Below are 14,526 nucleotides of genomic sequence, written 5' to 3'. Positions count from 1 at the left end.
CGACGTTACCGCCCGTCGCTTTCGCCAGACATGTCCGTCGCAACGAGCTTCTTGTCGAGGCCAAATTTCTGCATCTTCTCGTAGAGCGTTTTCCGTGAGATGCCGAGCGACTCGTATACGGGCTTCAGGGCGCCGCCGTAGGTGGCTATGGCATTGGCAATCAGCCCCTTCTCAAACGCTGCGACCTTGTCGGCCAAACGGCCGCTGTTCGGCTCGGACGAGTTGATTTCGTTCGAGGCTGTATCGAGCCCAAGAACCAGCCTTTCGGCGGCGTTACGCAATTCGCGCACGTTGCCCGGCCAGTTGCGTTCCGCCATCTCGGCCAGCAGGTTCTGCGATACCTCGACTTCATCGCGGCCGTAACGAGCCGCGGATTCCCGTACGAGCTGCAGGAACAAGAGCGGAATGTCGGCACGACGCTGCGTCAGCGGCGGCACGCGCAGCGTCGCGACATTGAGGCGATAGAGAAGGTCAGGCCGGAAGCGGCCGGCGGCCACCTCCTGCTCGAGATCGACCTTGTTGGTAGCGATGAAGCGTACATCCAGCGGCACCACCTCGTTGGAGCCGAGCCGCGTGATCACGCGCTCCTGCAGGACGCGCAGAAACTTGGCCTGCAGATCGATCGGCATCGAGCCGATCTCGTCGAGCAGGATGGTGCCGCCGCGCCCATGTTCGAACTTGCCGTAGCGTGGACGGATCGCGCCGGGAAACGCGCCTGGCTCATGTCCGAAAAGCTCGCTCTCGATCAGGTTTTCGGGCAGGGCTGCACAGTTGATGGCGATGAAGGGATTGTTTGCCCGGCCGCTCAGATCGTGCAGGGTGCGGGCCACGACCTCCTTGCCGACGCCGGTGTCGCCGATGATCAAGGTGTCGGCATCAGAGGCGCCGATTGCGCGGACCCGATAGCGCAGATCGACCATGACCTGACTGCGGCCGGGCAGGCGTTGTTCAATGTCGTCGCGCTTGCCGGCCACCGCCTTGAGCCGCCGGTTTTCGAGTACCAGTGCGCGCCAGTCGAGCGCGCGGCGAATGGTGCCGGCAAGCATCTGTGCGGTGAAGGGCTTTTCGACGAAATCATAGGCGCCTTCGCGCATGGCACGCACGGCCAGTTGAACGTCGCCATGGCCGGTGACAAGGATCACCGGCACCTCGACGTCGATCTCGCGGATGCGCTGCAGGAATGTCATCCCGTCCATGCCCGGCATCCGGATGTCGCTGATGACGACACCGGGAAAGCTGAAGCCGATGAACTCCAGGGCGTGTTCTGCGCTCGCGAAGGTATCGACGCGGAAGCCGGCGAGTTCCAGCGCCTGCGCACTCGAATGGCGCAACTCCTCTTCGTCATCGACAAGCAGGACGCGGCTCTCGATCATTCGGCGGCCTCCTGGCCCTGCTCATTGGCGACGGGAAGTTCGATGCGGAATTCCGCACCGCCTTCGGCAAGGTTCGTGGCAGTCAGGCTGCCGCCGAAGTCCTTGACGATGTTGTAGGAAATGGACAGGCCAAGGCCTAGTCCCTTGCCGACGCCTTTGGTCGAAAAGAATGGGTCGTAGATGCGCTCGGCGATCGCCGCAGGTACGCCGGGACCGCGGTCGCTGACCGCGAGCACGACCTTGTCGCCGTCGCTCCAGGCGCGAAGCCGGATGTGGCGATCGTCCAGCCCCTCGACCGCATCGGCTGCGTTGGAGATGACATTGACCAGCACCTGTTGCAGACGGACAGAACCGGCGCGCACTACCAGCGGCGCTGGACCAAGGTCGATGTCGATGTCGGCCGCAGCCGCCTTCAGCCTGACGGCGACGATCTCCATCGTGTCGCGCACGACATCCTCGATCAACACCGGCCCCAGCTTCTCGTTGGGCTTGCGGGCAAAATTGCGCAGATGCCGGCTGATTGCCGCCATGCGGTCGACCAGGCCGGAGATGCGCCGGATGTTGTCACTCGCCTCTTCGGCCCGCCCACGCTCGATCAGCAAGGCTGCGCTGTCGGCATAGGTTTTTGCCGCCGCCAGTGGCTGGTTGAATTCGTGCGAAAGCGCCGCTGACATCTGGCCGAGGCCGGCGAGCTTACCCGCCTGGATGAGGTCCGCCTGGGTCCGACGCAATTGTTGCTCGGTCTGGCGCCGTTCGGCGACTTCTTCCTCGATCTGCACGTTGACGCGCGCAAGGTCCGCGGTGCGTTCGTCGACGCGTCGCTCGAGTTCGGCCTGGGCTTCCGCCTGCATCGAGATGCGCTCGTTGAGGCGGGAGCGGCGCTGCCAGAGAATGGCGGCGGCAAGGCCGGTGAGGCATAGAAGCAGAAGGGCAGCGATGACGGTGGTCAGCGCCTGGGTGCGGACGGATGCCGTGTCGGTCAGCACATTCACAGTCCAGTCGGCATCGGCCATGTATTGCGACAGTAGCAGGTACTCCCGGCTAGTGTCGCTGGACGCGATCGTCATCAGGTCGTGATCAGTGAGGCTGGTGCGCGCGACAGGCAGTGCGCGCAAGGTGGCATTGGCATAGCGCCTTGATGTCTCCGTGCGTGCAAGCCGCTCCGGGGTCAGCGGCAGGACTGACGCATAGAGCCATTCCGGCGTGCCGGACATGAAAATGATGCCTTCCGGGTCGGAAACGAAGATCTTGTATTCGCCTCCCTGCCAGGATGCCTCGATGCTCTCGATATCCACCTTGAAGACGATGACGCCGCGAATGTCGTCACCCACGCGGATTGGCGAGCCGAAATAGTAGCCGCGTTTCAACGATGTCGTGCCGAGTGCGTAGAAGCGGGATTGCTGCCCGCGCAGGGCTTCCTGAAAATAGGGGCGATAGCTGAAATTCTGCCCGACGAAGCTCGTCGGACCGTCATAGTTGCTGGCAGCAATCGTGTCGCCGTCCGGCGTGATCACATAGATATCGGATGAGTTGAGAAGTGCATTGATATCTTTGAGATAGGCGTTCACGGCCTCTCTCAGCGGGCGGTCGCGCGGTCGTGTCGCAAGTTCACGGATGTCGTCGTGGTCGGCGATCAAAGCGGGCAGAGCCTGGTAGCGGTTGAGGTGACCATCGAGGGCCGCCACTGCGAGCCTCAGTGCCGTATTTGCCTGCGCCGATGCTTCATCGAGATAGCTGCGCGTGGCCACAACATTGCCTTGCCAGGCAAGCGCGGCAACCGCCAGCGGCAGCAGGATGACAGCAACAACCAGGCGGTATTTCACGGAATGTCTGGGCTCCTCCTCCCGCACGTTCCCGACAGCCACAATGTGGCCGATGCCGATCTTAAGCAGCAGCCGATCCACCCACAAGGCACGGATCGTCTGCTCGCTATTCGTTCAACGATTTTCTCCAGTCGTCAACGGTATGTTGACAATGCGTTTGGTCGCGGCCGTCTTTCGCAACGATCCGGATGGGCGCATCTATGCGTCATAACAAAGCCCGGTCTTGGCGGGCAGAGAAAGGATCACGGCAATGCTCAATCAGATCAAGGGCCTGCATCACGTTACATCGATGGCGGACGACGCCTTCACCAACAATCAGTTCTTCACGAAGACACTGGGCATGCGCCGCGTCAAGAAGACGGTGAACTTCGATTCCCCCGACGTCTATCATCTCTACTACGGTGATGAAGCCGGCACGCCCGGCACGGTGATGACCTATTTTCCTTTCCCGCAGATGCCGCGCGGACGTGCCGGCACGGGCGAAGTCGGGACCACCGTCTTTTCCGTTCCCGAGGGCGCACTCGGCTTCTGGCGCGAGCGGCTGTCGAGCCTCGGCGTCAGCGGGCTCAAGGATGAAGAGACCTTCGGTGAAAAGCGTTTGAACTTTGCAGGCCCTGATGGCGACGGCTTTGCGCTGGTCGAAGTGCGCGACGATCCGCGGGCGCCTTGGACGGATGGCGGCGTTTCGCAGGACCATGCAATCCACGGCTTCCATTCGGCCGCAATGCGGCTGCGCGACGAAGGGGCGACAGCGGAACTTCTGAAGTTCATGGGCTACGAGGAGCTGGACCGTAAGGACGGCGTCACCCGCCTGATCATGCCTGATGGCAACGGCGCGGGCCTGATCGACCTTGAGACCATGCCGAACCTCAACCGTGCCGCTCAGGGTGCGGGTTCCGTTCATCACATCGCCTTTGCCGTCGACAATCGCGAAAAGCAGCTCGAAGTCCGCAAGGCGCTGATGGACACCGGCTACCAGGTCACCCCGGTGATCGACCGCGATTACTTCTGGGCCATCTACTTCCGCACGCCGGGCGGGGTCTTGTTCGAGATCGCCACCAACGAGCCGGGCTTCAACCGTGATGAGGATCTGGCCCATCTCGGCGATGCGCTGAAGCTGCCGCAACAGCACAAGCACCTGCGTCCGGTTCTCGAAAACCATCTGCAGAAGCTGGAAGCCTAAATCTATTGGCTGAAGCGCACGGCGGCGGGCGACGCTCAGCCGCCGATGCTATATCCGGCAAGCAACAAGGAGACTTTCCATGGCCGATCACGGCTACGTCCATAAACTGAAGGCCGGCGAGCCCGGCAATCCGATCTTCTTCGTCTTCCACGGCACAGGTGGCGACGAAAACCAGTTCTTCACCTTCGGCACCCAGTTGATGCCGGAAGCGACGATCATTTCGCCGCGTGGCGACGTGTCGGAGCATGGCGCTGCCCGCTTCTTCAAGCGGACCGGCGAAGGTGTCTATGACATGGCGGACTTGTCGCGGGCAACGAAAAAGATGGCCGAATTCGTCAGGGCCGTCGCAGGCGAACACCAGGCATCCGAGGTCATTGGGCTCGGCTATTCGAACGGCGCGAACATTCTTGCCAACGTGCTGATCGAGAACGGCCTATTCGACAAGGCTATCCTGATGCATCCGCTAATCCCGTTCCGCCCCAGAGACAATGCAGCGCTCGCGGGGCGTCAAGTTCTGATCACGGCCGGGGAGCGCGATCCGATTTGCCCGGCGCCTCAGACGCAGGCATTGGCGGACTATTTCAAGGCGCAGGGCACCGCCACCGAGATCGAATGGCATGCCGGTGGGCACGACATCCGCCAGAATGAAATCTCCGCAATCGAGCGTTTCATCAAGGGTTGATATTCATTCCAGCCGGCGGCGGAACAGCCATGAAGCGGCCGAGAGCGTGACAAGGGCGATGACGCAGAGCGGAATCGTCTGACGCACGACCTCGGCCAGCGGAATGTCCTTCAGGAACACGCCCTTCACGATCACCAGGAAATAGCGCAACGGATTGACAAGCGTGACCGGCTGCAGCCAGGCGGGCATATTTTCGATCGGTGTGGCGAAGCCCGAGAGCAACATCGCCGGCACCATGAACAGGAAGGCGCCGAGGATCGCCTGCTGCTGCGTCATCGACAATGCGGAAATGAACAGGCCGAGGCCGACAACGGCGGCGAGATAGAACACTGCGCTGCCGTAGAGCAGGAACAGCGAGCCGCGCAGCGGCACGCCGAAGATGAAGACGGCGGCGAGAATATAGACCGTGATGTGGAACAGCCCGATCATCATCGGCGGGATCAGCTTGCCGATCAGGATCTCATGGGTGCGCAACGGCGACACCATCAACTGGTCGAAGGTGCCAAGCTCCCGTTCGCGCGCGATCGAGAGCGCAGTGACGATCAGCCCGATTAACAGCGCGATGCTGGCAACGAGATTGGGCACCATGAACCATTGATAGGTGAGGTTGGGGTTGAACCAGTTCCGCGCCACGACCGTGATCGCCTCGGACGACACGCGCTTGCCGGCCGGCGTATCGGCGGCGAGCGTGCCGACGATGCGTCCGAGATAGCCGGAGACGATCTGGGACGCATTCGACCGACGCCCGTCGAGAATGATCTGGACCTCGGCCGGTCGGCCAGCTTCTATGTCGCGCGAGAAGGTTGGGCCGATCTCCAGGGCGGCAATAGTGCGTTGCCTGTCGATGGCGTCGCGAACTTCATGCTGATCATCGGTGAACGCAATGCTTCGAAACGTCGGGGAGCCGTCGATCCGTTCGACCAGTTCTTGTCCCCAATGGCCGTTGTCGCGATTGAGAACCATGACGTCGACATTGGTCACCTCGAGCGTGGCCGCATAGGAAAACACCAGAAGCTGCACGATCGGCGGTCCGATCAGGATTGCGCGGCCCTTCGGGTCGCGCAGCACTGCCAGCAGTTCCTTGACGATCAACGCCTTGAGCCGGGTCCACCACATGTCAACCAATCCTCTTGCGGGTGCTTCGGGCCGCGAGCGCGAAAAACACGCAGCCGATCAGCAGCATGACGGCGATCGCCTGCAGGAACATCGGCCAGATGTCGCCTGCCAGAAACACCGTCTGCAGGCTCGGTATGAGATAACGGGCCGGCACGATGAAGGTGATCCATTGGATGACAGTCGGCATGGAGTTTATCTCGAACAGGAATCCAGACAGCAGAAAGGCCGGCAGGAAGGCCGAGATCAGCGCAAGCTGCGAGGCCAGGAACTGGTTCTTGGTGGCCGCGGAAATCAGCAGGCCTTGGCCGAGCGCCGGCATCAGGAACGTCGCCGAAAGCGCGTAGAGGGCTGCAACGGAGCCTCGAAACGGTACGCCGAAGAGAAAGACGGCCAGGAGCACGCAAAGCGTCATCGACGCCAGCCCGAGCAGGAAATAGGGCAACAGCTTGCCGGCGAGCAGCTCCGCTGCCGATACGGGCGTTGCCATCATCGCCTCCATCGTGCCGCGCTCCCACTCGCGCGCGACGACCAGTGAGGTCAAAAGCGTGCCGACGAGGGTCATGACGATGGCGATCGAGCCGGGCACGAGGAAGTTCCGGCTCGTCAGCTCCGGGTTGAACCAGAACCGTTGCTCCGCGGAGATTGCCGGCGGCCGGCCGGCATCCTCCTCGAGCCGTTGGCGCTCCCAGTTGGCGACTGTAGCCTGGGCATAGTTCTGCACGAAGTTGGCGGTGTTCGGATCCGAGCCATCGACGAGAACCTGCAATGCCGGGTGTCGTCCGGCGGCATGATCGGCGGCAAAGCGGGCAGGGATGATGACGATCCCACGGATACGCCCGAGCACGAGATCGTCTTCGAAATCGCGACGGTCACGGCCGAGACTGACGGAGAAGTAGCGCGATGCCTGAAAGCCTGCGGCGAGATCGCGCGTCAGGGGCATCTCCTGCTCCACCACCAGGCCGATGCGCGTTTGCGTGGTATCGAGGGATACGCCATAGCCGAACAGGAACAAGAGGATCAGCGGCAGGACGAAGGCGATGAGGATGCTGCTCGGATCGCGGACGATCTGGTAGCTCTCCTTGCGCACAAGTGCTGCAAAGCGGCGTCCGCGTCCGGTCGTCGGCGTTTCGATTTGTGCCGAGGTATTCATGCCGCGGCCCGTTTTTCTTCAGACCCCTGCACCAGGGCGATAAAGGCGTCTTCCATCGTCGGGTCGGGGTTGGCCGCATCGGCCACCTGCTTCTTCAGGTCGTCCGGCGAGCCGAGCGCGATCGAGCGCCCGCGATAGATGAGCGAGATCCGATCACAATACTCTGCCTCGTCCATGAAGTGGGTGGTGACCAGCACCGTCACGCCCTTTTCGACGAGGCCATTGATGTGGGTCCAGAACTCGCGACGGGTGATTGGATCGACGCCCGAGGTAGGCTCGTCAAGGAACAGCGCTTCCGGTTCGTGCAAAACGGCGCAGGCAAGGGCAAGGCGTTGCTTGAGGCCGAGCGGCAGGTCCTTGGCGGACATGTCGAGCAGACGGCCGAAACCGAAAATCTCGACCATCAATCGCGTCCGCTCCCGCTTGCGCTCGCCGGACAGGCCATAGACACCGGCAAAGAAATTCAGGTTCTGCGCGACGCTGAGATCGCCGTAGAGCGAGAATTTTTGAGCCATGTAGCCAAGGCGGTTGCGCGCTTCGGCGGCGTCGCGGCGCAGGTCGAAGCCGGCGACGCGTCCTTCGCCGGCGCTCGGCTTCAACAGTCCACAGAGCATCTTGAACGTCGTCGATTTTCCGGCGCCATTGGGCCCGAGAAGTCCAAAAATCTGGCCACGTGGAATCTCGAAGGTGATGTCGTCGGCAGCGGTGAAATCGCCAAAGCGCTTTGTCAGGCCATGGGCCTCGATCACTGGCCTGCCGTTCTCGTTCGTAAACGGCGTCTGCGCCTCGGCCAGTTTCGAGCGGCCGCCGGGACCGCCGCCGAGCATGTCGATGAATGCATCTTCGAAACGCGGCGGCGTCACCGTCGCTTGCGGCGCGGTGTCGTTCTTCTCTGGCGATGCCGATGGCGGGGCTACCCCTGATGCCATGACAAGGCGGATGGCTTCCCCCTGGATGACACCGTCGACGACGCCGTCTTCGTCGAGATATCGCGCAAGCGCCTCGCGGCGGCGTCCCGTGATGCCGGAAATCTTGAAGACACGATCGGCGACGCGCCCCGTCAACTCGGCGGGCGCGCCGGCAAAAAGCAGCTTGCCCTCGTTCAGCAGCAACACCCCGTCGCAGGCCTCCGCCTCGTCGAGATAGGCCGTGGACCAGACAACGCCGATGCCGGAGGCCGTCAGGTTTTCGACCATCTTCCAGAGGTCACGTCGGGAAATCGGGTCAACGCCGACGCCCGGCTCATCGAGCAGCAGCAGGCGTGGTTTGCGGAGCAACGCGCAGGCAAGCCCGAGCTTCTGCTTCATGCCACCGGAAAGCTTGCCCGCCAAGCGCGACGTAAAGCGCTTGAGGTCGGTGAATTCGAGCAACTCGTCGTATGTCGCAGTGCGTTCGGCGAGCGGAAGGCCGCGCAGGTCCGCATAGAGATCGAGGTTTTCCTGCACGCTCAGATCTTCATAAAGGCCGAAGCGCTGCGGCATATAGCCTATGGACGCCTGAATGCTGGCGGGATCCTTCGCGGTGTCGAAGCCCAGCACGTCCACCGTGCCCTCGTCGGGCAGCATCAGGCCGGTCATCAACCGGATCAGGGTGGTTTTTCCCGCACCGTCGGGGCCGACCAGGCCGGTGATGCGACCGCCGAGAATTTCCCCGTCGATATGATCGAGCGCGGGCGCGCGCTCGCCAAAGCGCTTTACCACGCCGGAGATCCGAACGAAGGGTTCGTCGGTCATGGCACGCGCCCTTCAGCCGGTGGCAGACGTACGGTGACGGGCATCCCCTGGCGCAGATCCTCTCCCGGTTTGGTTACCACGATACGCAGGCGGTAGACGAGATCGGTGCGCAGTTCCGGCGTTTCGACCGACTTCGGCGTGAATTCGGCAACCGGAGAAATAAAGCCTACCGTTGCCTCATAGGGCCGGTCCGGGGCCGTATCCGAGACGATCTCGACTTTCATGCCGGGATGCACACGGCCAAGGTCGGGTTCGGCGACGTAGGCGCGAACCCAGACGGGCTCATTCAGCGAAAGCACATAGGCGGTATCTGCTGGCGCAATCATCGCGCCGGGCTCGCGTACACGGGAAAGCACGATGCCGTCGCTTGGCGCCAGCAACTGCGTATCGGAAAGCGAAGTGCGCGCGCTGGCAAGCTTGGCTTCGGCAGCCTGCACCTGTGCGGTGGCAGCCGCGATGTCTTCGACCCGACTTCCTTCCTCAAGCAGTGCAAGTGCTTCGCGGGCGGAGGTGGCGCGAGCGGCCGCCGCGGCGCGAGCGGCGCTTGCTTCGTCGAGATTCGCTTGCGAAATCGTGCCATTCGGCCGCAATTGTCGGGCGCGCTTATAGGCGAGCTCGGCATTCTGGAGATCGGCGAGACGCTCCTCGTGGGCGGCGCGCGCCTGAGCGATCTCGGTCTTGCGTGCACCGGCTTTCAGCTTTTCAAGATTGGCGCGCAGCGCACCGAGGTCCGCCTCGGCCGCGTCGACCGCCTGTTGAAAAGGCGTGGCGTCGAGGCTGCCGAGGATATCGCCCGTCTTGACTGGATCTCCTTCGTCGACAGCAAGCTTGTCGATGCGCCCGCTCACGCGAAAGCCGAGAGACACCTGCCTGATATCGACATTGCCGTAAAGCACTGAGGCCGAGCGCTGTTCGGTCCATCCAAGCCGCAAGGGTAGCTCGAACCACCAGCCGGCAGCGACTGCTCCGGCGAGGAGGACGACCGGGATGAGTACTTTCCGGTTCATGGGCGGCGCTCCCCATTCTCTCCGAGCGCTTCGACGAGGCCGGCGGCATGGCGCTGCAGCATCTCCAGTTCGGCGGGGCCGACGGCCTCCCACCGCATCTGCCGTAGCAGTGCGGCATGCGCCATGCGGAAGACGAGGATGCTGCCGACGAAAGACAGCGTCTTCAGCCGGACCTGCTCCGATGCCGGGTCCTCACCAAGGATCGCGCCGACCAGTCGGCCGGCAATGCCGATCATCGGCCCCATGATGTTTTCGTAAACCCGTGCGAAGGCTTCCGTCGGCTCCATCTGCTCGCGGATGATGAACCGGGCCCAGCTCTCGGACTGCCGGCTGACGAACAGGCCGACCATGCGCTGGGCCATCTGCGTCAGCAAGGCGCGTGCCTCCGTTGGGCTCATGGCGCCACCTTCCGCATCAAGCCGTGCAAGGCGTTCCAGGATCACGGTTCGCAGATCGGCGACATGTCCGCCGATGATCGCCGCCAGATGCTCGGCTGCGGCGATGTAGAGGCCTTCCTTACCGCCGAAGTAGTAGGGGATCGCCTGCAGGTTGACGCCGGCCGCATCTGCGAGTTTTCGAGTACTTGCCCCGTCAAAGCCATAGCGTCCAAAGACGTCGATCGAGGTCGAAAGTAGCTTCTCTTTGGTGAGGTCGCCGCGATCGGGTTTTGGTGTGGGCTGGGAGTTTTTGTTTTTCATCACCTGCGCACATTGCGGCATTCGAGTGATTAAGTCAATCGAATGAATTTGCATAAAAGCAAGCCGACGGATCGCGCGCCATTTTTCTAGAAGATGGCTTGGCAGTGTCGCCCTCGAAAGGCCCAACGCTAAAGTGCGAGACTACGCGACGTCGCGCTCGTCATTTTCCAGCCTTCGCTGGAAAAGGGCGGCGATCAGATCGGATTGCGTGATGATGCCGACCAATCGGTTGTCGGCGTCGACAACAGGCATGTGGTGCAGGCCCATGTCAGCCATCGGCGGGACGAGCTTGGCGATCATCGTTTCCGGCAGTGCCGATTGGACGCGACGCGTCATGATCTCGGAAACCAGCCGTGGTGGCTTCGGGCCGAATCCGATGACGTTGCCGAGGCGCTGCCCGAGGCCGCCGTGCTGTGCCAGCATCGTATGCTTGATGAAGTCGGTCTGGGTGACGATGCCGACGAGGCCTTCTTTTTCCGTGACCACCGGCAGGGCCTTGATGTCGTGCTCGAGCAATGTCTGCCAGGCTTTGCGCAGTGAGGTTTCCGGCGTCGCCGTCGCCACGTCGCGTGACATGACTTCGCCGCAGGTGATTTCGCCCGAGCGCCGATTGAACGCGCGGATCTGCGCCTGATGAATGAGCGCATCGAGTTCGTCCGGGCTGATATCGACAACTTCGCCATATTGCGCCAGCACCGCCTGCAAATCTTCCGGCACGATGCCGAGACGCTGCATGGGCGGCGGGTCATCGGTGCGGTGCGTATTGCCGGCGGGCGCTAGGTGCGGATAACGGCGGCCGGTGGCGTTGTTGAACAACAGCGCGACGACGAGGATGAGCGCGGAATTGATCGCGACCGGCGACAGCACGAACCAGTAGCCGGCCTCATGTATCGATGTGCCGCCAAGCACGGCGGTCAGGGCGACCGCGCCGCTCGGCGGATGAAGGCAGCCGAGCAACAGCATGATGGCGATCGCAAGTCCAACGGCAACGGCCGCCGCGACCACCGGTTCCGGAATGAGAAGTGCGCAGGTGACGCCGATCAGCGACGACACGATGTTGCCGCCGAGGATGGACCAGGGCTGCGCCAACGGACTGGACGGCGCGGCGAACAGCAGGACCGCGGAAGCGCCCATCGGCGCGATCAGCAGGGGCAGATTGGCATCGGCACCAAGTGCCAGAGTGCTGACGAGGCCGGTCAGGAGAATGCCGACAAGCGCGCCAAGCGACGCGCGCAGCCGCTCCATATGGCTGACGGGGACGAGCGATGGGATGAAACGCTTGAGATAGGCACTGGCCTTCGACATGGCAACTCGCGGGCGGCAGAATGACTAATTGCCCAGCCCAATAGCACATGACGGAGAATTGGGCAGGAAATCCACATCCAAAAAAACGCGATGGATTAAAATATATGCACGGCGCCTGCGTCGGAAGCATCGCGGGCCTCGGCCTCCCGCGTATCGGTCGTCAGGTCTGCGACCCATCCGATCGGGCGGCAGAGAAGTCGATGGTAATCTTCGTGCCTTGATCCGATGCGGTCTCGAAGGCGATCGGGGCGTCATGCAGCTCACTGATGCGCTGGACGATTTTCAGGCCGAGGCCGAGCTGTCCCGTACGCTTGATATAGCCGAGATCTTCGTGATGTTCCGGAAGATCGACGAGCCCCTTGCCGTTGTCCTCGACGCTGACGATCGCGCCAGGGCCGCAGGTCAGCACAATGCGGGTGCCCGTTGGATTATGCTTGACCGCATTCTCGATCAGGTTGCGCAGCATGTTTTCGACGAGCGCCGGGATAACCGTGACCGCAGGCGTTCCTTCGTCGACGAATTCCAGCGATTTGTCGTGGTCAAAGACAAAGGGCGCGATCGCCTCTGCGAGGCTCGCACCGATCTGCGAGAGGCTGGCCGATTGATAGGCCGAAGGATCGACGGCATCGGCCCGGGCGAGCGAGGTCAGCTGCTCGAGAATATGCGTGAGGGCATCGAGGTCACGTTCGGCATTGCGGGCGCGAGGGTCGTTGATGTGGCTGAGTTCCATTTTTGCGATCGAAACGGGGGTGCGGATCTCGTGCGCTATGGAGGAGGAGAACAGTTTCTGGGATTGGACCAGGTCGGCGACCCGCGCCAGCATGCGGTTGACGGCACTGATCAGGCGAGCGATCTCCTCGGGCATGCGGGTGAGTGGCAGCCGAGCACCGCTATCGCGGGGATCCAACCGATCTGCCGCCGCAGCCGCCATGGCCACCGGTTTCAATGCGCTGCGGATCGACCAGATCGTCGCGCCGATGACGAGGCAGAACATCAACGTCATCGGCACGATCATGGAATCGAACATCTCGTGCAGCAGTGCGCCGTACATGAAGCCGTTCGGGTCCCTGAGGATCGCCAGTTCGACCAGGACAGTCGCCCCGGCACGCTCGAAGGTTTGTCCGCCGGCGACGCTGAACGGTTTGCCTGGTTGAATTTCGCGTTTCCAAAAATTCGGCGCGTCGATGCTCATTGGAAGAAAATGCTCGGCGCATTCCGTCGTGCAGTTTGAATAGAGCGGCGTACCCGTCTCCGTTCGGACCCTGAGGAAGATCGAGCCATCGCGATCATGGCGGTCGATATAGCGTTCCCTCAGTTCGCGATCCGGTTCGAAACTTACAACGCCGTCGCGGACGTGGATGGCACGCGAAAGAGCCTCCGTCTCCTGTTGCAGCATGAGAACGCTGAGCTTGTCGTCGTCGAACCAGTAATCTGCAAAGACGACGCCGATCTGGATTGCCATGGCGAGCAGCGAGAACGCCACGATGCGGCGGGCAACGATGCCGATCAGCGACGAGTGCTTCATAAGGCCCGCCTGAGCAGATAGCCGATCCCGCGTACGGTCTCGATCTGGATGCCGGTCTCGTAGACCTGCAGCCGTTTGCGCACCCTGGAAACGGCCAACTCCAGCGCATTGGGGCTAATCTCCTGGCCATATTCCGAAAGTGCGGTTTCCAGCCTGCGCTTCGGAACGACCCGGCCGACCTCGCGCATCAGGATTTCGATCAGCGAGCGTTCGCGCGGCGGCAGCGGTACTACAATGCCATCACATGTCAGGTCCGCGGTCGCAGGGTCGTAGCGTAGGGCGCCTGCCTCGAGAACCGGCTGCACCGCTTGCGGATTGCGCCGCAACATCGCGCGGCAACGCGACAAGAGCTCCCGGTGATGAAAGGGCTTGACCAGATAGTCGTCGGCGCCGGCATCCAGTCCGGCAATGCGCTCATCGACCGATCCTCGCGCCGTGATGATCAAGACGGGCAGCCCCGGATACTCCTGGCGAACGCGGCGCAGCAGTGTCAGGCCATCGCCATCCGGCAGGCCGAGGTCAAGCAGAATCAGGTCGTGTTCCTGAGCCGCGATTGCCGCTTCAGCGTCCGAAACGCTCGAAACGGCGTCGAGCCGCCAGCCCGCATCGCGCATGGTCTCTCCGACCAGTTCTACCAGTCGCGGACTGTCTTCAACCAGGAGCAGGCGCATCGAGTCGTCTCGGCATGACCATTCTTCGTTCGACCATATGGGCTTTCTCAAGGGCTGCCAACTCCCCCGCGCACGCCAACCAAAGCGGGTGTCGCAGAGGCAATGAGCAATCTTGACGGGGTTTCGACAGCTTATGGGGCGTATCTCGACAGAGCAGAGGCAGGCTGCAGTCGAACCGGCGAGCCCGCATGACGTGGCCTTCGCCTCTACTGGATGCCCGCGACAGCATCGGCCGTAAAGCAAAATCGGCCCGGCAGTCG

At 62.4% G+C, this 14,526-nt stretch carries 12 protein-coding genes; 2 read left to right on the top strand and 10 right to left on the bottom strand.

The features are described from left to right. Positions 1-5: 5 nt before the first annotated feature. Both J3R84_RS25345 and J3R84_RS25340 read right to left on the bottom strand, forming a co-directional pair. Entirely contained in the window at positions 6-1,373 is a 1,368-nt protein-coding gene (locus tag J3R84_RS25345) for a sigma-54-dependent transcriptional regulator (RefSeq protein ID WP_025428693.1), read from the bottom strand. After that, positions 1,370-3,196 (bottom strand): sensor histidine kinase, encoded by a 1,827-nt coding sequence (locus J3R84_RS25340; RefSeq protein ID WP_203528072.1) that lies wholly within the window; start codon positions 3,194-3,196, stop codon positions 1,370-1,372. The genes J3R84_RS25345 and J3R84_RS25340 overlap by 4 nt, the downstream gene beginning before the upstream one ends. Before the next feature lie 250 nt (positions 3,197-3,446). Here J3R84_RS25340 and J3R84_RS25335 point away from each other — a divergent pair, with 250 nt between their 5' ends. Both J3R84_RS25335 and J3R84_RS25330 read left to right on the top strand, forming a co-directional pair. Continuing rightward, entirely contained in the window at positions 3,447-4,379 is a 933-nt protein-coding gene (locus tag J3R84_RS25335) for a VOC family protein (protein ID WP_057226614.1), read from the top strand. 79 nt (positions 4,380-4,458) lie between these two features. Further along, the gene (locus J3R84_RS25330; RefSeq protein ID WP_025428696.1) at positions 4,459-5,061 is read left to right on the top strand and encodes an alpha/beta hydrolase; all 603 of its coding nucleotides are present in this window, start codon (positions 4,459-4,461) and stop codon (positions 5,059-5,061) included. A 3-nt stretch (positions 5,062-5,064) separates the two neighbouring features. Here the strand turns inward: J3R84_RS25330 and J3R84_RS25325 are convergent, their stop codons facing one another. The 8 genes from J3R84_RS25325 to J3R84_RS25290 all read right to left on the bottom strand — a co-directional run bounded on the left by J3R84_RS25325 (position 5,065) and on the right by J3R84_RS25290 (position 14,266). Further along, positions 5,065-6,177 carry an ABC transporter permease gene (locus J3R84_RS25325; RefSeq protein ID WP_057226612.1) on the bottom strand — a complete coding sequence of 371 codons (1,113 nt, stop codon included), beginning with the start codon at positions 6,175-6,177 and terminating at the stop codon, positions 5,065-5,067. Position 6,178: 1 nt separating this feature from the next. Next, entirely contained in the window at positions 6,179-7,327 is a 1,149-nt protein-coding gene (locus J3R84_RS25320; RefSeq protein ID WP_025428698.1) for an ABC transporter permease, read from the bottom strand. Then, positions 7,324-9,060: an ATP-binding cassette domain-containing protein gene (locus J3R84_RS25315; protein WP_203528070.1), complete on the bottom strand. Its 1,737-nt coding sequence runs from the start codon at positions 9,058-9,060 to the stop codon at positions 7,324-7,326. Before J3R84_RS25315 ends, J3R84_RS25320 begins: the two co-directional genes overlap by 4 nt. Then, entirely contained in the window at positions 9,057-10,067 is a 1,011-nt protein-coding gene (gene hlyD, locus J3R84_RS25310; protein ID WP_025428700.1) for a secretion protein HlyD, read from the bottom strand. The genes J3R84_RS25315 and hlyD overlap by 4 nt, the downstream gene beginning before the upstream one ends. Beyond that, positions 10,064-10,765, bottom strand: a complete 702-nt coding sequence (locus tag J3R84_RS25305; protein WP_107027242.1) for a CerR family C-terminal domain-containing protein — start codon at positions 10,763-10,765, stop codon at positions 10,064-10,066. Before J3R84_RS25305 ends, hlyD begins: the two co-directional genes overlap by 4 nt. A gap of 141 nt (positions 10,766-10,906) precedes the next feature. After that, on the bottom strand, positions 10,907-12,070 hold the full coding sequence (locus J3R84_RS25300) for an HPP family protein (RefSeq protein WP_107027243.1): 1,164 nt from the start codon (positions 12,068-12,070) through the stop codon (positions 10,907-10,909). Between the two features lie 160 nt (positions 12,071-12,230). Next, complete coding sequence (locus J3R84_RS25295; RefSeq protein WP_107027244.1) at positions 12,231-13,595, bottom strand: sensor histidine kinase; 1,365 nt, start codon at positions 13,593-13,595, stop codon at positions 12,231-12,233. Continuing rightward, positions 13,592-14,266 (bottom strand): response regulator, encoded by a 675-nt coding sequence (locus J3R84_RS25290; protein WP_025428704.1) that lies wholly within the window; start codon positions 14,264-14,266, stop codon positions 13,592-13,594. The genes J3R84_RS25295 and J3R84_RS25290 overlap by 4 nt, the downstream gene beginning before the upstream one ends. Between the last annotated feature and the right edge of the window lie 260 nt (positions 14,267-14,526).

This window comes from Ensifer canadensis, from assembly GCF_017488845.2.
In the GTDB taxonomy this organism is placed as follows: domain Bacteria; phylum Pseudomonadota; class Alphaproteobacteria; order Rhizobiales; family Rhizobiaceae; genus Ensifer; species Ensifer canadensis.
This window is presented reverse-complemented; position numbering and strand designations above follow the sequence as displayed.

Coding starts and splice junctions, on each gene's coding strand:
- J3R84_RS25325 (WP_057226612.1), bottom strand. CDS start 6,177: ATGTGGTGGACCCGGCTCAAGGCGTTGATCGTCAAGGAACTGCTGGCA.
- J3R84_RS25305 (WP_107027242.1), bottom strand. CDS start 10,765: ATGAAAAACAAAAACTCCCAGCCCACACCAAAACCCGATCGCGGCGAC.
- J3R84_RS25345 (WP_025428693.1), bottom strand. CDS start 1,373: ATGATCGAGAGCCGCGTCCTGCTTGTCGATGACGAAGAGGAGTTGCGC.
- J3R84_RS25315 (WP_203528070.1), bottom strand. CDS start 9,060: ATGACCGACGAACCCTTCGTTCGGATCTCCGGCGTGGTAAAGCGCTTT.
- J3R84_RS25320 (WP_025428698.1), bottom strand. CDS start 7,327: ATGAATACCTCGGCACAAATCGAAACGCCGACGACCGGACGCGGACGC.
- J3R84_RS25300 (WP_107027243.1), bottom strand. CDS start 12,070: ATGTCGAAGGCCAGTGCCTATCTCAAGCGTTTCATCCCATCGCTCGTC.
- J3R84_RS25335 (WP_057226614.1), top strand. CDS start 3,447: ATGCTCAATCAGATCAAGGGCCTGCATCACGTTACATCGATGGCGGAC.
- J3R84_RS25295 (WP_107027244.1), bottom strand. CDS start 13,595: ATGAAGCACTCGTCGCTGATCGGCATCGTTGCCCGCCGCATCGTGGCG.
- J3R84_RS25290 (WP_025428704.1), bottom strand. CDS start 14,266: ATGCGCCTGCTCCTGGTTGAAGACAGTCCGCGACTGGTAGAACTGGTC.
- hlyD (WP_025428700.1), bottom strand. CDS start 10,067: ATGAACCGGAAAGTACTCATCCCGGTCGTCCTCCTCGCCGGAGCAGTC.
- J3R84_RS25330 (WP_025428696.1), top strand. CDS start 4,459: ATGGCCGATCACGGCTACGTCCATAAACTGAAGGCCGGCGAGCCCGGC.